Here is a 21,805-nt window from a genome sequence, read left to right as displayed (position 1 = left end):
ATCATCATTGCGCAAACAGCGCATCGAGCGCATCCATCAGCGCGCGCGGGGGTTTGTCCTGGTAGAGACCCTGGTGCTCCGCACCCACGCCTCGCAAAAACCAGTACTGCATGCCGCCCACATCGCGCTCGTAGTCATAACCGGGCAGGCGCTGCTGCAGCAAGCGGTGCAGCGCATAGGTGTACAGCACATACTGCAGGTCATAGCGGTGTTGCAGCACAGCAGCCGCCATGGCCTGCGGCGTGTAGGCCGTACTGTCCGCGCCCAGCCAGTTGGATTTGTAGTCCATCACGTAATAGCGGCCGCCATGCTCGAACACCAGGTCCATGTAGCCCTTGAGCATGCCATGAAGCTGGTTCGGGAGCAGCGCCGGCCTCGGCTGGCCCGGCAGCACATGCTGCTGCACGAGCGTGTCGAGCTGACCGGTCGAGGCCCGGTTGATCGACAGCCAGAACTCCATCTCTACCTGGTAATCGCCCAGCGACTGCAGTGCGGCAGGCGTCTCGCTCGGGGCACCCTGCAGCAGTAGCGGCGTCTGCAGCCATTGCCGGACGAAGCCTTGCAAGGGTGCGGCCCAGTCCCCCCAGCCGCGCACCTGGCAGCGGTAGGCGATGATGCCATCCAATGCCGCTGGTTTGCTCAGTACCGTGGCAAAACCCTCTTGCGCGCACCACTCCAGCAGGCCGTGCAGAAAGTTGCCCGCATCCGGGCCCTTGGGGAACGCATGTAGGCTGCCCGGCTGCGGCAGGCCGGGCGCGGTGGCTTGGGGCAGCGCTTCCTGGGGCTCGAGGTACTGGTCCTGCTCTGCGGTTTCGGGCTCGGCCGCAGTGACGGCTTCTTCGGTCCACAGGCCTTGCGAGGGGAGCGCCAGGCCCAGCCGCTCGGTCAGTGCGGAGAAACTGGCGATCCACCAGTGCTCATCGGCTTGTCTGCGGGGGCGGCGCGCCGGGTGAACGGCCGGCGGCCGCTCGGGCTGGTAGCGCTGCAGGCTGACCTCGGGGACCGGCTGCACTGCCATCTGCGGGCAGCTGCTGGCAAATTCCTGCAGGTAGGCATGCAGCGCCAGATCGGGCAGCTTTTGCCCGCCCGCCAGCAGGTAGCCGACAGCGCTTTTCTCCAGGCTGCCCGCCCGGCTCATGCCCTTGGCGAGCGGTGCCACGCCCAGCCACAGCGCGTACTGGGCCCGCGTCAGTGCCACATAGAGCAGGCGCATGTCTTCGCTCAGGCGCTCGTCGTTGTGGGCGCTGACCGCCTCGGCATGCTTGTTGTTCAGCTCCACGACCAGGTCACCCGAAGCAGCATCGTGGTACTGCGCATAGCCCCGGCTCTTGCCGTCAAAATCGCGCCAGCTGCTGATGAAGGGCAGCAGCACCAGCGGGTATTCCAGGCCCTTGGACTTGTGGATGGTGACCACCTTGATCAGGTCCGCATCGCTCTCCAGGCGCAGGATCTCCTCCTCACCCTCGGGGCTGTCCATCTGCTCGGCCAGGCGCCGGATCAGCGCCTGCGCACCCTCCACCTCGGTCGAAGCACGCTGCAGCCATTCGGCCAGGTGCAGCACATTGGTCAGGCGCCGCTCGCCGCCGGGCTGGCCGAGCCAGCGGGCGGGCAGGTCAAAATCGAGCAGCCACTGGCGCAGCATCGGCAACACGCCTTTTTTCTGCCACAGCTGCTGCAGTACACGTGTGCGCAGCGCCAGGTGCTCCCAATGCTGTTCATCATGGTTGAGCCGCTCCAGTTCCTGCCACGACCAGTCCATCGACGCGGTGGCCAGCGCCACCCGCAGCAGGCCGTCATCGCCAGGCGCATTGACGGCGCGCAGCCAGCGCAGCATGTCAGCGGCCTCACCCGTCTGGAACACCGAGTCGCGGTCCGACAGGTAGACACTGGCCAGGCCCCGGTCCTTGAGCGCATCGCGCACCAGCTCGGCCTCGGCACGGCCCCGCACCAGGATGGCGATGTCGGCCGGGCGCAGCGGCCGGCCCAGCGCATCCGGCGATTGGCCAAAACCGGCCTGCCCGGCCCGGGCAGCATTGAGCCAGGCGGTGATCTGGCTGGCGGCCGCCTGTGCCATGCGCTGGCGGTAGGCGGATTCGGCCACGCCGGTACGCGCGCTCTTGCCAGTGCCTGCGGCATCGCCATGCTCGTCGGCGCCATCGGCCTGCGCTTGCGTGCCGGCCTCCATAGTCCACAAGGTCATCGCCGGCGTGGTCTCGCCCTGCAAAAAGAGTGCGTCGCGGCGGCCGTTGGCATCAACGGCCACAAAGGGCACGGGATTGTGCTGCGCATCCTGGCGGAAGCGGAAGGCCGCCCGGGGATGGCCCTCGGCATGCACAAAGCAATGGTTGATGGCCTGCACGACCGCCTGGGTGGAGCGGTAGTTGGTGCCCAGCGAGTAATGGCGCTCCTGGGTGGCAGCGCGGGCGCGCAGGTAGGTGTAGATATCGGCACCGCGAAACGCGTAGATCGCCTGCTTGGGGTCGCCGATCATGAACAGGCCCTGCGCGGGGTCGTTGTCCGCAATGCGGTAGATGCGTTCAAAAATGCGGTATTGGAGTGGATCGGTGTCCTGGAACTCATCGATCATTGCCACCGGAAACTGGCTGCGGATGCGCTGCGCAAGAGCGTCGCCCCCGGGCGCATGCAACGCAGCATCCAGGCGCTGCAGCAGGTCGTCAAACCCCAGTTCGCCACGGCGCTGCTTCTCGCCCTCCAGCGCGCGCTGTATGTGGGCCATCGCATGGCGCAGCAGCAGCGGCTTGAGCGGCGTGGCCGCTTGTGCGTCTTGCGCCACCGCCTCCAGCCAGGCGTCGATCGCAGCAAAGGCCGCATGCTCGGGCACCACGACCCCTTTCTTGGCCTTGATGCCCGACTGGCCGAAGGCCCGAATCTTGGCGGGCGCCGGCTCGCCAGCACTCCAGGCCGCCATCGCGGCCAACCAGGCCTCGAACACGCCTGGCTCGTCCTTCTTGGGATAGGTGACGCCGTTGAGGCCCGGCACCAGCGCGATGAGCAACGCCTCCAGCTCGGACCGGTGCTGCTGCCACAACTGGCGGGCGGCATTCTCCAGCGCGCCATGGCGGGCGGCAGCCTCGCTGGCCTGGGCCAGCAAAGCCGGCAGGTCGACCTGGCCGGCAGGCGCCAGTTGCGCGCCCTCGTAGCGCCAGTCGGCATCCTGGCGGCTGAGCATGGGCTGGATGGCCTGCTGCAAGGCCTGGGGCGTGGCCACCACCTGCAGCAAGCTGCGCAGCGACGTTGCGGGCAGGTCGTAGAACTGGCGGCGCCAGTAGTCCTGCACCACCTGGGTCAGCAATTCGCTCTGGTCGGTGATGAGGCTTTGCTGGAACAGGCTGCCGCTGTCAAATGCATGTTCGCGCAGCATGCGGTAGCACCAGCTGTGGATGGTGGATACCGCTGCCTCATCCATCCAGTTGGCGGCCTCGTGCAGCACACGGGCGCAGGCAGGCCAGCGGCTGCTGGGATAATCGGCCCGCAGCGCCAGCAGCAAGGGGTCCGTCGCCTCTTCGCTGCCGCTGCCCTCCGGGTCCTGCGCGAACAGCTGGGCCGCTTCGGACAGGCGGTGACGAATGCGGTCGCGCAGCTCCTGCGTGGCCGCATCGGTAAAGGTCACCACCAGAATATCGGGCGGCGCCAGAGGCCGCCCAAAGGCCTGCTCTCCTCCATGCTGCAGCACCAGCCGCAGGTACAGCGCAGCAATCGTATAGGTTTTGCCGGTGCCGGCACTGGCTTCGATCAGCCGGCTGCCCCACAGCGGAAAACGCAGGGGATCCAATGCCAAGGTGGTATCGGGTGGCATCGCGCTCATCGCGGCCCCTCCCCATCGCCCGCACCACCCTCTGCAAAGCGCGCCAACGCCTGCGGATGCTGGCCATTGACCAGTTGCACATGGGCGAGCATGTCGCCATACAGCTGCTGGGCCACGTCCAGCAGACCGGCAGCCAGCAGCGCATCAAAATCCGGAAACACCCGGGCCAGCTCGGCCGAGCGTTGCAGCTCGCCGGTGCCCCGGTAGCTGTCGTCGTACAGCGACGCCAGCTGCCCGGCCGATGCAGCCGGTGACAGGCTGGCGATGGAGGTACGAACCGCTGCCGGCAAGGGCGCGCGCATGCCTTGCTGCCACAGTGCCAGCAACTGGCGCCACGCCGTCCGGGCATCGCCAGCGGCCAGCGCGGGAAACACCGCAATGCCCGATTCGGTGCAGACCACCGTCGTCAGCGCCTGGCCGGCGTTGTGCCAGGCCAGGTGCTCCACCCAGGCGCGCACCAGGCGGTCATAGCGCAGCTGCTCGCCGGCATGCAAGCGGCCGGCGGACAGGCTGATCTTGGCGGCATGCCGCTGGCCGGCGGCATCAGTCCAGCGCAGACCGCGCAGCCAGTCGGCCACGGCCGGGCCCTGCGTGCCGCCGCTGTAGCGCAGCTCCAGCGCATCGCTGCCCGCCTGCGGCCAATAGCGCAGCGCTGCCGCATACACCTGCAGCGCACGCAGGGCCGCGTCGCATGCGGGCTCGAGCGCGCAATCGGCAAAGGCGCGCAGCGGCAGCCGCCCTTCCAGCCGCAGCCGATGGGCCGCAGCATCGAGCTGCGCGCGCAGCTGGGGAGCATCGGCCGCCGCGCCGGGGTTGTCGCGCACCCAGGGCTCCAGCGCGCTCAGCAAGCTCGCCTGCAGGCTCCAGGCCTGCAGGCCGTCCGGGGCAAACATCTCCTCGTCCTGGCCGGTCAGGTCCTCGTCTTCAAAAAACACGCGCAGGCGCTGGCGGAAGAATGCGGCAACGGGCTTTTGCGCAAAGTCCTGCAGTTGGCGCAGGTTCAGCGCTGCGTCCAGCCCCATCTCGGGCAAGGCCTCCCACGCGTCTTCGGCTGCCTCGGTCGGCAGGCCTTCCCCGTGCACACCATGCCACTCCTGCGCATAGGTATAGAGGCCATCGCTGCCCGCCTGCGCAGGGGGCTGCGCGAAGTAGCGCGGGCTGAAGGGTTGCAGCGGGTGCTCCTGCGTGAGGGCGCGCAGCAGCGCCTGCCCCGAGGCAGGGCGGGACAGCCCGGCGGGGGCGCCTGCCAACTGCCAGCCCTGGGCAAGATGGTCGCGCAGCTGGCCGATCAGCACCGATGGCGGGCGGGCCGTGCTATCACGGATGCTGCGCCCTACCCAACTGATGTAGAGTTGCTCGCGGGCCGACAACACAGCTTCCAGCAGCAAGTAGCGGTCATCATCGCGGCGCGAACGGTCGCCGGGCCGGTACTGCTGGCGCATCAGGTCAAAGTCCAGCACCGACACCGGACGCGGGTAGGCCCCATCGTTCATGCCCAACAGGCACACCACGCGAAAAGGAATCGCGCGCATCGGCATCAGGCTGCAAAAACTCACGGCCCCCGCCATGAAGCGCTGATTCAAGCTGCTGGTATCCAGGCCTGCCAGCCAGGCCTCGCGTGCCACACACAGCGGCAACGCTTCGTCAAACGCCGCCGCCTCGCATTGGCCCAGCCAGCGTTCCAAGCCTTGCAGCAGCTGCATCTGCAGCAGTTTTTCATGGTCTTGCTGAGGATCGAACAGCAGCTCCAGCACCGTTCGTGCTCGTTCCACCCAGGCACCGGGCGATACCTCCTCGTCCAGCAGACTGCAGGCTTGCTCCAGTGCGCGCAGCAGGGCCGCCAGGCCACCCAGTGCTGCGGCATCGAGACCGCCAATCTCATCGTAGGGCTGGATATCGTCCAGCGCCTGACCGCGCCCCACGGCAAAGCCCAGCAGCATGCGGCGCAGGCCGAAGCGCCAGCTGTTGGTCTCCCCGGCCTGGGCCAGGCCAATGCGTGCGCGCTGTGCGGCATCCAGCCCCCAGCGCACACCGGCGCCTTCAATCCAGCGGTGCAGCAAGGCCAGATCATCCGGGTCAATGCCAAAGCGCTGGCGCACCGCATCGACGGCCAGCAGATCGAGCACTTCGCTGACGGCAAAGCGGCTCTCGGGCATGGCCAGTACATGCTCCAACGCAACCAGCATCGGCTCGCGCCCGCGCTGGCTCTGGTCGGCCAGCGAATAGGGAATAAAACGCGCATCGCTGCGGGCTATGCGGCCAAACACCGCATCGATATGCGGTGCATAGACCTGGATGTCGGGCACCATGACGATGATGTCACGCGGGCGCAGGCCCGGGTCGGCACCCAGGCGGGCGAGCAACTGGTCGTGCAGCACCTCCACCTCGCGCTGCGGGCTATGCGCGGTCTGGAAGCGGATGGAGCCATCCTGCGCCGGGTCCACCGCCGGCCACAGCGCGCGGCTTTCGGCCAGCGGCCGCAGGTCCAGAATGTCGTCCTGCAACTGGGCCAGCATGTGGCGGGGCTCGGCCTCGCCAAACAGATCAATGCGCCCGCCGTTGACCGGGCTCAGCAGCGCGGCGTACTGGTCAGGCTGGTCGAATTCGTCAATCAGGTGGATATAGTCGCGCCCCTGCTTGCCCCAGGCGGCCAGCAGCGGGTGGGCATGCTGGTGCAGGTCATCGTCGTGGATGAGCCCCTGCATGCTGCCCTTGCGCTGTTGCCGCCGGTACTGGTGGCGCAGCAAATCCTTGTCGGCAACGATGTCCGACCAATGGTGGCGGCAGGGGTTGTGCACGCACAGCAGCACCTGGCTGCTGCGCGACATGGCAGCCAGCGCCTGCAAGGTCTGCGCCGGCATCGAAGAAATGCCAAATACCACCACCCGGCGCGGCAGCCCGGGCATGTGCCGGGCCTGGGGCGACTGCCAGTACTGCACGAAGCGCTGGTGCACGGCGGCGCGGCTGGTCTCCATGCCGGCAGCGCCCACGTCGTCCAGCAAGCTGCGCCACAGCTGTGCCTGCCAGCGCTGCTCCTGCTCCAGCGGTTTCGCATCGCCGCGCGCACTGCGCAGCTGGTCACGGCCTTCCGCCCAGTCGCGCAGCCAGTCGGCGCGGTAGACCTGGTACTGGTCGAACAGGTCGGCGATGCGCTCGGCCAGTTGGAAGCGCCGGCGCTGGTCATGGTCCTCGGCGAGAAACCGCTGCAGCGCGGCGAACGCTGGCTGGGCCAGCAGACCGGGCAACAGGCGCATCAGGCGCCAGGTCAGCGGCTGCTTGTCCAACGGCGAGATTTCGGGGACCTCGTGCTTGCCGAGCACTGCCCGATAGGCCTGCCACAGAAACTGCGCGGGCAACTGCAGATCGACGGCGGCAGTGATGCCGCATCCTCCTTCCGCGAGCGGCTGCGCCATCGACAGCTTGAGCCACTGCGCAATGCCATTGCTCTGCACCAGGATCGTCTCGCTCTCCAGGGGCCGCAGCGGGTAGCGCTGCATCCAGGCCACGACCAGGTCTCGCAGAGCCTCCGGATGGTTGCTGTGTATCACCATCAGGCCGGGGGTCATCGCTGGGACGGGGGAAGATTGCATCAGAGGGGGAAAGATCGGTCAGGCTGTGCCAGCTTGGGACTGTAACGCAGGCCCAGCCCACCGCGATTGCAAAGGTCGGTGAGGCCGATAAAAAAGGCAGCCGAAGCTGCCTGTGCGGAGGGGGAGTCGGCCCGGCTCAATCCACGGTCGCGCCCGAGGATTTGACGACCGGCGCCCAGGCCGCCACTTCGGACTTGATGAAGGCGCCAAACTGCTCGGGCGTGTTTTTCTCGGCCACGGCGCCCAGCTTTTCATAGGCTTCCTTGACCTGGGGCTTGTCAAAGGCGCGGTTCATCGCGGCGTTGAGCTTTGCCACCACTTCAGGTGGCGTGCCAGCCGGTGCAATCAGGCCGAACCAGGACGAAACGTCAAAAGGCTTGATCCCGCTTTCTTCCATCGTCGGCAGATCGGGGGCGGTGGGCGAGCGCTTGGTGGTGGTAACCGCCAGCGCCTTGAGCTTGCCCGCCTTCACATGGGGCCAGGCCGAAGGCATGTTGTCGAACATGAACTGCACCTGGCCGGCCATCAGGTCGGTGAGCGCAGGCGAGCTGCCCTTGTAAGGGATGTGCTGGGTCTTGAGACCCGTGCGCAGCTTGAACAGCTCACCGGCCATGTGGATCGAGGTACCGCTGCCCGACGACGCATAGGAGACCTTGTCGGGGTTGGCCTTGGCAAAGGCGATGAGCTCCTGCACATTGTTGGCAGGCACGCTGGGGTTCACGACCAGCACATTGGGCACCTTGGCGCCCAGCGCGACCGGTGCAAAGTCCTTTTCCAGGTCAAAGCGCACCTTCGGGTAGAGGGTCTGGTTGATGGCACTGGTGACCGCGACAAACAGCAAGGTGTAGCCGTCGTTCTCGGCACGTGCGACTTGCTCGGTGGCGATGTTGCTGCCGGCGCCTGGCTTGTTGTCCACGACGAAGGACTGGCCCAGCTCGGCGGTCAGCTCCTTGGCCATGATGCGTGCCACCACGTCGGTGGTGCCGCCGGCAGAAAAGCCCACCACCACGCGCACGGCGCGCTCGGGGTATTTCTTGGGGTCTGCGGCTTGCGAGGCCAGGGGCAGCAGCGCGGCGGCACCCAGCAGGGTGGCGGCCAGCACGTGACGACGCGAGGGCATGCAGGCGGCCGCGATGCGGCTGCACGAAGAGGGGCTCATGGTGTCTCCTTGGCACCTGGACGCTGAGCACATCCAGGCGGTTGGCTTATAGGCTTGTAGCGGCTGCAGCCTGATGCGGCGGCAGACCTTCGGGGCTGATCACCCCAAACCGCAAGATTGTGCCACGGCGGCGTGCGCCTGAGACGCTATGACCTTTGCACGGCGTGCAAAGGTCCGAAGAGCCGTACAAGGATCTCAGACCGGCCGCACGGCCTGCTCTTGCGCCAGCTTCTCCAGCATGCGGCGCGTGATTGACTGGCTCGCGCCTCCGCTGGCGACAAACAGGAACATCGTCGAGCGCGCATTGGTCCAGCTCAGCTGTTTGGGCACCCAGCCACCGCCCTGGCCCAAAAACTCCAGCCAGACACCGGCTTCCAGCCGCTTGCCACCAATCCACAGCCCCACGCTATCGGGTTTGGGCGCATCCAGCATCGAGCCGGTCACGATGATCGCGGGCTCATCCTCGCCAATCGCATCGACGGCATCGGGCAGCTGTGCCCATGCCGAAGGAGAGGGCGCAGGCGACACGCCAGCGGCCGCCGATGAAGCCGGCAGGGGGCGTGCCACAGCGGGCGCCGGGTGCAGCCCCTCTTCCTGCACCATCTGCAGCTCGACCAGCGCGCTCGGCGCCATCTGCGCCACGGCGGTCAGCACCGGTGCAATGCGCTCCGGCATCCACCCGATGCTGGTCAGCCCAGCCTTGAGGCGCGTGAGCAGCGAGGGGATCAGCATGTCCGCATCGTGGTGCATGCCTGCGCTGGCATTGGCGCCGGCCAGCGCCAGCACATCGTCCACCGCCTCCTGGTAGGCGCGGTAATGCGATGACGAGATGCCCGAGCGCTCGGCCGCCTGCTGCAGCACCTTGGGCCAGGCGCCCGTCAATGCCGCCAGCAGCGCGGGATCCACATCAAAACTGTGCAGACTGGTTGCCAGTCGCAGCATCACGTCGGCCTCGATCTTTTCGAGGCTGGCCGAGGCGCTGTCGTCCGTGGCGGCTGGGACCGTGATCGGTGCGGCAGATGCCACGGATGCGCCTGCCGCCGGGGCTCGAAATGGCACGGCTTGCGGGGTGGGCGGTACCGGGGCATCACGCTCTGCCTGCATCTGGGCCAGTTGCGCCCAATCAGACTCGGGGCTGATGCTGATCAACCCTGATGCGCCCCACTGGCTCTCCAGCAGCATGCTGCTGGCGTAACCGGAGTCATCGACATCCTGCAGCGCAGACGACAAGCGGGGCTTGAGCCGCACCCCGAAGCGGCTGAGCGCCTGGGCAAAATCCCCGGCCCTGGGCTGGGCCAGAGCCGACAGCGTTTCTACGGTTTCGCTCACCAGCTGGGGAAACTGCGGATCGGACAGCGCACGCCCCTCTTCCTTGAGCACGGTGGCCTTGTCGACAATGGTCTGCACCAGCACGCGCGCAGGGTGGTCGGAATCACTCCAGAACGATGCATCCTGGGCGGCCATGCGCTCCATCACCGGGATCAGGGTTTTGTAGGCTCTGACGGCACCCACAGGACAATGCGCGGGGATGTCGAACAGTGTCTTGATCCGCTGCACAAAACTGCGGGTGTTGTCCTTGGCAGCGCGGCGCTTGAGTTCGGCCCTGGCCAGCAGCTCGGCATAGCTGTTCATCGCCAAGGTCATGATGCGCTGGTAGTTCGTCTGCAGGTGGTCCGCCATGACGCCCACCATGTCCGGCAAGAATAGCGCCGTGGCGTCTGCAGACATCTCCACATCGCTCAACGTGGCCTGCAGGCTGTCAAGGTAGACGGTATGGTGCAACGGATTGCCATTGCGCCAGTAACGGGTGATCTTGCGCAACGGGCGGTAGACGCGCTCCAGGCCTGTCAGGCTCTGCTCGGTCTGCTGCAGCAGGTTGATCTGCATGCGTCCCCACTCGATCTGGGCACGCAGCGCATTGCGGTCCCCGGGCAGGCCATCGGTCAGGCCCTGGCTGCTCATCTGGGCGTGGTAGTCCTCACGTTTGCCTTCGGCAATGGCAAACACGGCCTGGCGCAGACGCAGCGCATACGCGAGCGGCAGCTGTGCCTTCTTGCTGGCGAGCTGGCCTTGCGCGTGGCGCAACAATTGTTGATCTTCAGCGTTGCTGTAAGACGACAATTGCGCAGCCAGGGAAGCCAATGCAGCATTGACCATGGCGGCCATCAAAGGCTCCGCCTCCTGCAATGCCTGCTCCAGACAGGTGTCAAATACCGATACGGCCCGTTGCTCCACGCTTCACCTCTCCCAGTTAAAACGCCCGCCGCTTCTGTAAAGCGACGGGCGTACGGTGTGGGTTTACTTCAGGGCTTTGTAGCGCATCCGCTTGGGTGCCGCCCCTTCTTCTCCCAACCGCTTCTTCTTATCTGCCTCGTATTCCTGATAGTTTCCATCAAAAAATACCCACTGGCTATCCCCTTCCGCCGCCAGGATATGGGTCGCGATGCGATCCAGGAACCAGCGGTCGTGGGAAATGACCAATACTGTACCCGCATATTCCAGCAACGCGTCTTCCAGTGCACGCAGGGTTTCCACGTCCAGGTCGTTCGACGGTTCGTCCAGCAGCAGCACGTTGCCGCCCTGGATCAAGGTCTTGGCCAGGTGCAGGCGGCCGCGCTCACCGCCGGAGAGGTTGCCGACCTTCTTTTGCTGGTCCTGGCCGTTGAAGTTGAAACGGCCCGCATAGGCACGCGAGGCCATCTGGAACTTGCCCACGTTGATGATGTCCAGACCACCGGAGATGTCCTCCCACACGGTCTTGTCGTTGGCCAGCGCATCACGGTGCTGGTCCACAAAGGCCATCTTCACGGTCTGACCGATTTCGACCTCGCCCGAATCAGGCTGCTCCTTGCCGGCGATCAGCTTGAACAGCGTGGACTTGCCTGCGCCGTTGGGGCCGATGATGCCGACGATGGCGCCCGCAGGGATGTTCATGCTGAGGTTGTCAATCAGCAGACGATCGCCAAAGGCCTTGGACACATTCTTGAACTCGATGACGCGGCTGCCCAGACGCTCGGCCACAGGAATGAAGATTTCCTGCGTTTCGTTGCGTTGCTGGTATTCGTAGTCGCTCAGCTCTTCAAAGCGGGCAATACGGGCCTTGGACTTGGCCTGGCGCCCCTTGGCGTTCTGGCGCACCCATTCCAGCTCCTTCTTCAGCGCCTTGGCACGGGCTTCTTCGCCCTTTTGCTCCTGCTCCAGGCGGTTGCCCTTTTGCAACAGCCAGTCGGAGTAGTTGCCCTTGTAGGGAATGCCGTGGCCACGGTCCAGTTCCAGAATCCACTCGGCCGCGTTGTCCAGGAAGTAGCGGTCGTGGGTAATGGCCACCACGGTGCCGGTGAAACGGTGCAGGAACTGTTCGAGCCAATCCACCGATTCGGCATCCAAGTGGTTGGTCGGCTCGTCGAGCAGCAGCATGTCAGGCTTGGACAGCAGCAGCTTGCACAGCGCCACGCGGCGCTTTTCACCGCCGGACAGCTGGCCGACGATGGCATCCCAGGCAGGCAGGCGCAGCGCGTCTGCAGCGATCTCCAGCTGGTGCTCGGAGTCGGTGCCGGCAGCGGCGATCACCGCTTCCAGCTGGCCTTGCTCGGCAGCCAGCGCATCGAAGTCGGCGTCTTCTTCGGCGTAAGCGGCGTAGACCTCTTCCAGGCGTGCCTTGGCGTTGTTGACCTCAGCCATCGCCTCTTCCACCGCTTGGCGCACGGTGTGCTCGGGGTTGAGCTGGGGCTCTTGCGGCAGATAGCCGATCGACAGGCCTGCCATCGGGATCGCTTCGCCTTCGAATTCCTTGTCGACGCCTGCCATGATCTTGAGCAAGCTGGACTTTCCCGAACCGTTCAGACCCAGCACGCCAATCTTGGCGCCCGGGAAGAAGCTCAGAGAAATACCCTTCAGAATCTGTCGCTTCGGAGGAACCGTCTTGGTGACGTTGTTCATCGAAAAAACGTATTGAGCCATGTGTTCTTTTGGTAAATCAGTAAAAAAATATGCGATTTTTGATCGCGGCCACCCTGGGATTATCGGTGCATGCGACAATACCTGCAGTCAAAGGCTCCAGTTGCCTAGGACTTCAGCGCTTATGCTGGGGACGATGGACACAGTTCCGGGCTCCCTCTTTGAACCCATCTGCCTATCTGACTGGCTGCAATTATTCCAAAAAATTGCTTAGACGAGGCCGATACCCAGCGTCCAGGTTGGACGCATCTGATCCAATGAACTTTGAAGAACTGAATCTGGCACCTGCCATTGTGCAGGCTGTGCGCGAACAAGGCTACGACACGCCTACTCCCATCCAAGCCCAGGCTATCCCGCTGGTGCTGCAAGGCAGCGATCTGCTGGCCGGCGCACAAACCGGCACCGGCAAAACGGCCGCCTTCACGCTGCCGATGCTGCAGCGCCTGACCGAGTCCCAAGGCAGCCTCAACAAATGGGGCAACAAGGCCATCCGCGCCCTGATCCTGGCCCCTACCCGCGAACTGGCCGCCCAGGTGGAAGAAAATGTGCGCCTCTACGCTGCACACCTGGACATCAAGTCCACTGTCATCTTTGGTGGCGTTGGCATGAACCCCCAGATCGACCGCATCAAAAAGGGTGTGGATGTGCTGGTGGCCACACCTGGCCGCTTGCTCGATCTGCAGCAACAAGGCTTTCTGGACCTGTCCACGGTCGAGATCCTGGTGCTCGACGAAGCCGACCGCATGCTGGACATGGGCTTCATCCACGACGTGAAGAAGGTGCTGGCCCTGGTGCCCAAGGACAAGCAAAGCCTGCTGTTCTCCGCCACCTTCAGCGATGAGATCCGCGAGCTGGCCAACGGCCTTCTGAAGAATCCCCAGTCCATCCAGGTGACGCCGCGCAACACCACGGTGCAGCGCATCAAGCAGGTGATCCACCCGGTGGGCCGCGGCAAGAAAAAGCAGGTGCTGCTGCACATCGTGCAGGAGAACAACTGGAGCCAGGTGCTGGTCTTCACCCGCACCAAGTTCGGCGCCAACAACGTGGCCGAATACCTCAGCAAGAATGGCGTCTCGGCCATGGCCTTGCACGGCAACAAGAGCCAAAGCGCCCGCACCCAGGCGTTGGAAGGCTTCAAGTCCGGCGACCTGCGTGCGCTGGTGGCCACCGATATCGCAGCGCGCGGTATCGACATCGACGAGTTGCCCAACGTGGTCAACTACGAAATCCCCAATGTCTCGGAAGACTACGTGCACCGCATTGGCCGCACCGGCCGCGCGGGCCGCGAAGGCAACGCCGTGAGCCTGGTGTGCATGGATGAAGAAGGCTTCATGATGGACATCGAGCGCTTCACGAAGCAGGACATCCCTGTGCAGGTGCTCGAAGGCTTTGGCCCTGAAGAAGGCGAAAAGGCCGAGCCCATCGCCATGGGCCGCCAGACCATCTGGGGCGGCGCGGGCAAGGCCCCTGGCCGTGATGTGATGCAGGCAGCGGCCAAGGCTGCGCGCCAGGAAATGATGGAACGCGTGCGTACCAACAAGGTGGCACGCGGCCCCGGCGGCGGTAACGCAGGTGGTGGCCAGCGCGGTGGCAATGCCAAGCGTAGCCCCGGGCCACGCGGTGAACGCGCCGAAGGCGGTGCTGATTTTGGCGGCGAAGGCATGGACCAGGCACGCCGCGAGCAGCGCCCACCACGCCGCGACGGCCGCCAAGGCCCACGCCACCCATCGGGTGAGGCACGCGGCCCACAACGCCAGTCGCAAGGCCCGCGCCAAGGCGGCGCTGGTGCTGCCCGTGGCCCCCGCCAGGACAGCGAACGCCAGCCCCGCGCTGATGCCCACCTGGGCACGCAGTTTGGCGGCACGGTCGATGGCCGTGACCACCGCCGCAGCGGCGCGGCACAGCCCGATCCGATGCGCACCAGCGTGGACAGCATGGCCGAACGCGGCCGCCGTGGCGGCTTCGGCGGTGGCAACCGCAATGGCGGCGGCGGTGGTGCTGGCCGAGGTGGCCGCAACCACTCGTTCTCGCGATAAGCAGCGTGAAGTGGGGACGAATCCCAACTGTCATCGCTGATGGCAGTTGATTTGGACGCCCACTTCCGCTAGGGTTAGGCCGCATTCGAAAGCGAGTTTCATGCGGCCTTTTTCTATGCCCTCTTCCGCTGCCCACCCTGCAGCGCTCACTTTGGCACCCGACACCTTGACGGTGGCCACCTGCAATGTTCTCAATCTGGCACTGCCTGAGCGGGAGTTCTACGCCAACCAGGCGCCCTACACCCGGGCCCAGTACGAGCGCAAAACACAATGGCTGGGTGACCGCTTTCAGGCGCTGAATGCCGACATTCTGGCGGTGCAGGAAGTCTGGGACGAGGCTGCCTTTGCTCAGTCGCTGGCCGCCAGCGGTCTGCGCTACCACTATGCGGCTGTGCCCGGCGCAGAAAACAGCGAGGGCCGGCCAGGCGCCAGCGGCACCCCGCGCGTGGGATTGGCCACCCGCCTGAAGGTGCTGGCCACGCGCTCGTTCACCGACTTTCCTGCCGGGCTGGGCCAGCCCATTCCGGGGCTGGGCGTCCACACGCGTTTTGAGCGTCCCCCGCTCGTGGCCACGTTGCAGATGAAGCGTGGCCAGGTCTTGACGGTGCTGACCTGCCATCTCAAATCCAAACGCCCGAAGTTCCTGCTCGATGCCAACGGCAACCCTCTGGAAGACCGCGACAACCCCAAGATTGCCGCACTCGCCTCGTTGCGCTCGCTGGTGATGCGGGGCGTGGAAGCGACGGCGCTGCGCTGCCTGGTCATCGACCTGCTGCGCCACACCCGCATGCCCTTGGTGGTGCTGGGCGATTTCAACGACACGCCCGACAGCGTCACCACGCAGATGATCTCGGCCAGCGCCGAAGTGGCCTATGACCGCAAGGCCCGTGATCGCGCGCTGTTCAATGCCTTCGATCTGCTGGGCGATGCGGCGCTGAAAAAAGACGTGGCCTACTCCCATATCCACCAGGGGGCGCCGGCCGTTCTGGACCAGGTGCTGGTCAGCGAGGAGTTCGATCCGCGCAGCCGCCATGCGGTGGGCGATGTACGCCGCGTGGATTACTTCAACGACCACCTGCATGAAGGGCGCGACCGCAGCCGCTCCGACCATGGATTTGTTCGCGCATTGCTGCGCATGCAGGCGCCGGTACCTGGCGCCGCGCCCGGGGATGTAGCCCCGGATTTGGAGACGGCAGGCACTTTCGAGCGGCCCAGTGATGGGGCCTAGCAACATAGCGTCCAATGCAAACGACTGCAAGCCGCGCCGATTCCTCTCTGGAGGTCGGCACTGCGGCGCACACTACGGCGGCGGATCAGCGTGCGCCAGTTACGCTCGGAAACTTATTGTTTCGCACCCATCCTACGTGAAAGCCGTGCATAGCTTTGCATAATGGCAACGTATTTTTCAGGAGGGGCGTGATTCGTCACGCACGACAATGATGATGAAATCCGACGCAGCATCCCCAACCACCCAGCGCACGATGCCCGCCTGGACCAGCCTGACCGTAATTGCGGCAGCGCTTGCGCTGAGCGCGTGCTCGAGCACGCCGCTGCCTGCCTGGAACAGCACGCCGATAGCCGGCGGCCAACCGGCGCCGGGCACGGTCACGACCCGGCCGGCCAGTGGCCCCAGCCCGGTGCAGATTCCGGGCATCAGCAACCCCGGCGTGGTGTCAACCCCGGTTGAAACGGTGCCCCTGCAGGGCAGTCCTTTGAGCGGATGGAAGGAGAGCGACGAAGTCGCTGCCCGATTTCCCGATCCCCAACGCAACTACATCACCCCTGGATTGAGTGCGGGCCGCACCACCTATACCAGCAATGCCGAACTGGGCCAGTGGCTGCGCCAGCTGGCGACGCCAGACCAGTCCGGCACCAAGACCGAGCTGGTCACAGCCGGCACCTCCCAGGAAGGCCAGCCCATTTTGGCGCTGCTGCTGACCCGCGCTGCCAGCACCAGCCTGCACGACCTGGACCAAAGCCAGCGCCCTACCGTGCTGCTGATTGGCCAGCAGCATGGTGATGAGCCCGCCGGCAGCGAAGCGCTGCTGGCCCTGGCGCAGGATTTGAAACAAGGCCCGCTGTCGGCGGTCCTCGACAAGATCAACGTACTGCTGGTGCCACGTGCCAATCCGGATGGGGCTGCCACCGGACGGCGTACCACTGCCAACGGCCTAGACATGAACCGCGACCACCTGCTGCTGCAGACGCCGGAAGCCCAGGCCCTTGCCAAGCTCAGCCGGAATTACCGGCCCCTGGCAGTGTTGGATGCCCATGAGTTCACAGTCGCCGGCCGCTACCTGGAAAAGTTCAAGGGCGTGCAGCGCTATGACGCCCTTCTCCAGCCCCCGACGACCGCCAATGTCCATGAGTTCGTCAGCAAGGCGGCCAACGAATGGTATTTGCTGCCGATCCAAAAGGCGCTGACCGAGCAAGGGCTGGCGACCAACTGGTACTACACCACTACCCGTGATCCGCAGGACCTGTCGCTGTCGATGGGCGGCGTACGCCCCGACACCGGCCGCAACGTGAACGCGCTCAAGAACGCCACCACGATGCTGATCGAGACGCGCGGTGTCGGAATTGGCCGCGCGCACATCCAGCGCCGCGTGCATGCGCAGTATGTGGCACTGGCGTCTGCATTGGAGACCACCGCTCAGCGCACCAAGGAGCTCGAGCAGGTGCGCACCTTCGTCAACCGCGACATCGCCTCCCAGGCGTGCCGAGGTGAGTTCACGCTGGAGGCGAAGCAGACCACCGAAAAGCGCCGCGTTCTCTTCCTCGATCCGCAAACGGGTGAGGACATGCAGCAGGAAGTGGACTGGCACTCCTCGGTGAAGCTCAGCCCTGGCCCCAAGCGTGCTCGCCCTTGCGGATACTGGCTGGCCAGCAGTGCCACCGATGCGGTCGACAAGCTCCGCGCGCTGGGGCTGCAGGTGCTGCGCGTCGCCGAACCGGGCAACCTGCTGGCCGATACCTACCAGGAGCAAGAACGCAGCAGCAATGCCAAAAGCGATGTACTGGGCCCGGCACAGCAAAGCGTAGAGCGGGTCAAGGTCGGCCTGGAGCGCGTTGCCATCGATGTGCCCGAGGGCAGCTACTACGTTCCACTGAACCAGTCGCTGGCCAATGTGGCCATTGCGGCCCTGGAGCCAGATACCCAAAGCAGCTTTTTCGCCAACCACATCATCGCCGGCCTCAACGATGTGGCTCGCTCGATGAACAACCCTTCGCTGGTTTACGAAGAGACCGAGTAAGCGCTGCCCTGCCCTCTTCGGCCATGCTTGGATCGATGCATGGTTGGGTCGGAATTGACAATGCCCGCAGTGTGATCGCACTGCGGGCATTGCTATTTGTGCATTGAAGGCACGACTCGATGCGACGTGACTGCCCTGCTATGGGGGGAATGCAATGTTGCAGTCTGGCAGGGACTCAATACAGCCGAGGAGTTTGGCCTGCCCGACAGGGATCGAACCTGTGACCCACAGCTTAGAAGGCTGTTGCTCTATCCAACTGAGCTACGGGCAGATGCTTGATTTATGAAGGTATTTTGCCGTGAAGGACGCAACCTGAGACCCTGGTTTTGCGGAGCGCTCCGCAAGGGCCGTTTTTGTTTTTTTTATGACTGGGCGTCATTATGCACTGAATCATCGGCTCCAACTTCAGCGCAGGCGTGGTCAAGGCAAAAGATGGATCGCACGGCTGCCACTGCGGAACCTTTGCGCAAAATGGCTGAAGGCTTACAACGCAAAAAGCCCCTTGCGGGGCTTTCCAGGATATCTGCCTCCGGGCAGCTATCACTTCTTCGCGTACTCAAACTTGGGCAGCGCCTTGAGCGCATCCTTGGTTGCACCGGGCAAAGTGATCTTGTCATTTTGCACACGGAACTGGCCCACGGGGATGGCGACATCATGCTTGCCAACGCCCAGGAAGCCGCCGGCACCGATGATGGCGTAAGAGACGGCCTTGTCAGGTGCAACGATCACGTCGTCGACCTTGCCGACAGACTTGCCTTCTTCGTTGTAAACGTTCTTGCCGAGCACCGACTTCTTCAGGCTCCAACCGGTGGCGACCGCCTGGATTTCGGTCTGCTCTACACCCAGCTTGACGCCACCTGCGACTGGCACTTGTGTCTGCGCGAAAGCAGTGCCCGCAGCCATCGTGATGGCAAAAGCGCCGAGCATCAACATAGATTTGGATTGCATCATCAACTCCTTGTTACTTGTTAGTGTCCTGGACCGCTTCTTGCACATGGCCCGCTGCTTTTTGGGTCTTGCCTTCGACCTGCTTGGCAATGCCCTTGGCCTGCTGCTCAGGGCTGTTGACTGCTTCGCCGACCTTCTGCTGCACCTTGCCAGCAGCATCTTTTACGGCACCCGCGACTTGGTTCTTGTTCATGCGTTTTCCTTCAGTGGTGTTGCAGCGCAACGTTGGGATAGGTCAACGATAGCGCGCAACGCGATGGAAGAAGTTAGGTGCACAACTTGTTAGACAGTGGGGTTAGGCTTACAGGCCTCGCTGGAGTTGCTCGGAATGCGCGCCTTCAAGCGCCCGTCCGGAAAGCACTGCATACGCTTCACCCTGAACACTCGCGCACTACCTCATGCGCATTCAGCGGCAGGTCTCGGTTAACCGGCTTGATCCACTGGATGCCGTAACACCATGAGGCGCACCGCAGGCCAACGCGTGCCACGATCAGCCCACGCTGCCGAGCAAATCAGTGGGGATTGACACACACCCGGCACACCAGATGAGTAGCACCCCCTACAATCGCCCACCCATCTTTTAGATTTTTTATTTTTGTTTGGTTTTTTTCATAGTTTCTGCAAAATACGCACAGCTATGACAATGATTGGCAATGTTTATCGAATCTGAACCAATAATAGATGCATAATCCGTTCAGACTTTTCAATAGCCAGTTCCTTCAGGAGCTCACCATGTTGCCGGAAATCCTTGTTCGTTCTGATCTGCAATCCCCTCCCCGCGCTATCCAACTGGAGCGCGGTTGCACGGCCATTGGCCGAGGTCCGAGCAGCGGTCTGTTCCTGAGCGACCCGAGCATCAGCCGCGACCACGGCGCCTTCAGCTACTACATCGGTCTGTTGATGGTGGAGGACCATGACAGCACCAATGGCATCTTTGTCAATGGCCGCAGGGTCAAGCGCCAGGTGCTGTATGCCGGAGACCAGGTCTCTGTCGGCAATTTCGACATCGTGGTGAAGTCCGGCTCCGTGCCCAGCTTGGAAACACAAGACTGACTGCCTGCCTGCCACCCAGCGAAAAAAGTCCGCATGTGCGGACTTTTTGCATGGTGGCTGACGGCTTGGACTCCGCCCGCCCGATTCAGTGGTCAGGGTCTCAGGCCACCGCTTCCTCGTTGGGGGTCAGCATCAGACGGCCTACCGCCTTGCCCTGCTCCAGCGCCACCAGCGCGGAGAAGGCCTTGCTGAAATGCATGCAGGTGGTCGGCACGGGGTTCAGCTTCTTGTCGCGCACCAGCGCGATCAGTTCACGCAGATCACCCAGGTTGCCCACATAGGTACCCTGGTAGGTGATGGCACGGATCGCATGCGTGGGGGTGGGCAGATCCACATGGCCGCCGAACAGACCGATCTGCACCAGATGGCCGCCCTTGGTCAGCATATCGATGCCTTGCTGCACGGTCTGGCTGGAGCCCACGCAGTCGATGATGGCCCAGACTGCGCCGCCAGCGGCCTGCTTGACCTGGGCGATGAAGTCGGGCGACTTGGGATCAATGACCACGTCGGCGCCTGCGCTCAACGCTGCCGCGTGTTTGCTGGCATCGGGCTCGACGACCACCACACCGGCCCCACCCATGGCCTTCATCAGCAGGATGGCCATCAGCCCCAGACCGCCGGCGCCAAACAGCACGATCTTCTCATCCTTGAAGACCTGGGGATCGATCTTCTTGATCGCGCTGTAGGTGGTCAGGCCCGAGCAGGCATAGGGGGCGGCTCGCTCGGCAGGCATATCGCCGATATCCACCAGGTAGTAGGCATGGTTGACCAGCACATGGTCGGCGTAGCCACCGTTCTGGTAGACACCCATCGATTTGCCGGCCAGGCAGAGGTTCTCATCACCGCGCTTGCAGACCTTGCATTCACCGCAACCGTGCCAGGGGAAGACCACATAGCGCTTGCCGATCTCGACGCCCTTGGCGTCCGGGCCCATGGCTACCACCTCACCGGCAATCTCGTGGCCCAGGGTCAACGGCAGCTTCATGCCACGGTCGGCCATGGACAGCTTTTTGCCATTGCCCAGGTCGTACTCGCCATGCCAGATGTGCAGGTCCGAGTGGCAGACACCCGCAGCCTCGACACGCACCAGCACCTGGTCTCCGGTCGGTACGGGGGTGGGGCGCTCGCTGCGCACCAGGGGCTCACCAAAGCCTGTGACGTCATAGCTGATCATGCGATCTCCTTATTGCTTGTTGCTTGTACTGGGCCGGGACTGGCTGTCCCTTTCGTTGCCTGACAGATCAGCATATTAGTGCCGCGTTGTTTCTGCACAAGCTGGCTATCGCGCACACCAGTCGCATTGGCGATAAAGGCCTGGCGCGTTGTCCCCTGCTCTGCGCCGCCATGAAAAACGCCCCTCAAAAGGGGCGTTTGCATGCAGAGCGACAAGGCTTAGCGCTTGGCTTTGAACAAGGCCAGCAGCAGCACGATGCTGAAAGCGGTAAAAGCGAGGAAGGACCAGTTGGCAATCGACAGACCCAGGAAGGTCCAGTCGATGGCGGTGCAATCGCCCGAGCCACGGAAAATCATCGGCAGCGAACGGCTGATCGGGTAGTTCTCGATCATGCCGTAGAAGTCGCGCCCGCAGGTCGCGAACTCTGGCGGGTTCCATTGCAGCCAGCTCTGGCGCGCTGCAGTGAATGCGCCGAAGGCGGAAAACAGCAGCGCCAGGCCACCGAAACTCTTCCACCAACCGGCCGTCGACGGCTTGAGGCTGCCCAGCAGCGCAAATACACCGACCGCAATAAGGCAGTAGCGCTGCACGATGCACATCGGACAAGGCTCCAGCCCTACCACGTGCTGCAAATACATGCCAAAAGCCATCATGGCCGCGCAGGCCACAAAAATCAGCGCCAAGGTGCGGCGCGGTGCGTTCCAGATCCAGTTCAAGTCATGTCCTTATGCTGCCAATCCCGCCATCTTACGCGTACAGACCTGCAGGAGCCCAAAACCAGAAAACCGGCCCGCCCACAGGGCAGAAC

Annotated in this window: 13 protein-coding genes and 1 tRNA gene; 4 read left to right on the top strand and 10 right to left on the bottom strand. The window is 64.0% G+C overall.

Annotation, left to right across the window (positions count from 1 at the left end; all coding sequences use genetic code 11):
- Nucleotides 1-4: 4 nt before the first annotated feature.
- The 5 genes from recB to ettA all read right to left on the bottom strand — a co-directional run bounded on the left by recB (nucleotide 5) and on the right by ettA (nucleotide 12,535).
- Nucleotides 5-3,826 (bottom strand): exodeoxyribonuclease V subunit beta, encoded by a 3,822-nt coding sequence (recB, locus tag AB7A72_RS04570; protein ID WP_369459145.1) that lies wholly within the window; start codon nucleotides 3,824-3,826, stop codon nucleotides 5-7.
- A complete protein-coding gene (gene recC / locus AB7A72_RS04565; RefSeq protein WP_369459144.1) occupies nucleotides 3,823-7,416 on the bottom strand; it encodes an exodeoxyribonuclease V subunit gamma in 3,594 nt (1,197 codons plus the stop codon). Before recC ends, recB begins: the two co-directional genes overlap by 4 nt.
- A gap of 136 nt (nucleotides 7,417-7,552) precedes the next feature.
- A complete protein-coding gene (locus tag AB7A72_RS04560) occupies nucleotides 7,553-8,575 on the bottom strand; it encodes a tripartite tricarboxylate transporter substrate binding protein (RefSeq protein WP_312451336.1) in 1,023 nt (340 codons plus the stop codon).
- A gap of 195 nt (nucleotides 8,576-8,770) precedes the next feature.
- Nucleotides 8,771-10,810 carry a DUF1631 family protein gene (locus tag AB7A72_RS04555; RefSeq protein WP_369459143.1) on the bottom strand — a complete coding sequence of 680 codons (2,040 nt, stop codon included), beginning with the start codon at nucleotides 10,808-10,810 and terminating at the stop codon, nucleotides 8,771-8,773.
- Between the two features lie 63 nt (nucleotides 10,811-10,873).
- On the bottom strand, nucleotides 10,874-12,535 hold the full coding sequence (gene ettA, locus AB7A72_RS04550) for an energy-dependent translational throttle protein EttA (RefSeq protein WP_230778157.1): 1,662 nt from the start codon (nucleotides 12,533-12,535) through the stop codon (nucleotides 10,874-10,876).
- Between the two features lie 254 nt (nucleotides 12,536-12,789).
- Here ettA and AB7A72_RS04545 point away from each other — a divergent pair, with 254 nt between their 5' ends.
- The 3 genes from AB7A72_RS04545 to AB7A72_RS04535 all read left to right on the top strand — a co-directional run bounded on the left by AB7A72_RS04545 (nucleotide 12,790) and on the right by AB7A72_RS04535 (nucleotide 17,822).
- On the top strand, nucleotides 12,790-14,568 hold the full coding sequence (locus AB7A72_RS04545) for a DEAD/DEAH box helicase (RefSeq protein ID WP_239812196.1): 1,779 nt from the start codon (nucleotides 12,790-12,792) through the stop codon (nucleotides 14,566-14,568).
- A gap of 115 nt (nucleotides 14,569-14,683) precedes the next feature.
- A complete protein-coding gene (locus AB7A72_RS04540; RefSeq protein ID WP_369459142.1) occupies nucleotides 14,684-15,796 on the top strand; it encodes an endonuclease/exonuclease/phosphatase family protein in 1,113 nt (370 codons plus the stop codon).
- Between the two features lie 208 nt (nucleotides 15,797-16,004).
- Nucleotides 16,005-17,822, top strand: coding sequence for a M14 family metallopeptidase (locus AB7A72_RS04535; protein WP_407064951.1), 1,818 nt, complete (start codon nucleotides 16,005-16,007; stop codon nucleotides 17,820-17,822).
- A 194-nt stretch (nucleotides 17,823-18,016) separates the two neighbouring features.
- Here the strand turns inward: AB7A72_RS04535 and AB7A72_RS04530 are convergent.
- The 3 genes from AB7A72_RS04530 to AB7A72_RS04520 form a co-directional block, all read right to left on the bottom strand.
- A tRNA-Arg gene (locus tag AB7A72_RS04530) sits at nucleotides 18,017-18,093 on the bottom strand.
- Between the two features lie 269 nt (nucleotides 18,094-18,362).
- On the bottom strand, nucleotides 18,363-18,749 hold the full coding sequence (locus AB7A72_RS04525) for a PRC-barrel domain-containing protein (protein ID WP_373449083.1): 387 nt from the start codon (nucleotides 18,747-18,749) through the stop codon (nucleotides 18,363-18,365).
- A 34-nt stretch (nucleotides 18,750-18,783) separates the two neighbouring features.
- Nucleotides 18,784-18,963 (bottom strand): CsbD family protein, encoded by a 180-nt coding sequence (locus AB7A72_RS04520; RefSeq protein WP_239812201.1) that lies wholly within the window; start codon nucleotides 18,961-18,963, stop codon nucleotides 18,784-18,786.
- A gap of 539 nt (nucleotides 18,964-19,502) precedes the next feature.
- On the opposite strand from AB7A72_RS04520, the gene AB7A72_RS04515 reads away from it, so the two are divergent.
- A complete protein-coding gene (locus tag AB7A72_RS04515) occupies nucleotides 19,503-19,823 on the top strand; it encodes an FHA domain-containing protein (RefSeq protein WP_239812202.1) in 321 nt (106 codons plus the stop codon).
- A 100-nt stretch (nucleotides 19,824-19,923) separates the two neighbouring features.
- On the opposite strand, the gene AB7A72_RS04510 is transcribed toward AB7A72_RS04515, so the two are convergent.
- Both AB7A72_RS04510 and AB7A72_RS04505 read right to left on the bottom strand, forming a co-directional pair.
- Nucleotides 19,924-20,997, bottom strand: coding sequence for an alcohol dehydrogenase (locus AB7A72_RS04510; RefSeq protein WP_239812203.1), 1,074 nt, complete (start codon nucleotides 20,995-20,997; stop codon nucleotides 19,924-19,926).
- A gap of 218 nt (nucleotides 20,998-21,215) precedes the next feature.
- A complete protein-coding gene (locus AB7A72_RS04505) occupies nucleotides 21,216-21,713 on the bottom strand; it encodes a disulfide bond formation protein B (RefSeq protein ID WP_369459139.1) in 498 nt (165 codons plus the stop codon).
- Nucleotides 21,714-21,805 lie beyond the last annotated feature (92 nt).

Origin of the sequence: Comamonas sediminis (assembly GCF_041107495.1) — a bacterium.
In the GTDB taxonomy this organism is placed as follows: Bacteria; Pseudomonadota; Gammaproteobacteria; order Burkholderiales; family Burkholderiaceae_C; genus Comamonas; species Comamonas sediminis.
Note: the sequence above shows the minus strand (reverse complement) of the source record. Positions and strands in the feature narration are given on the sequence as shown.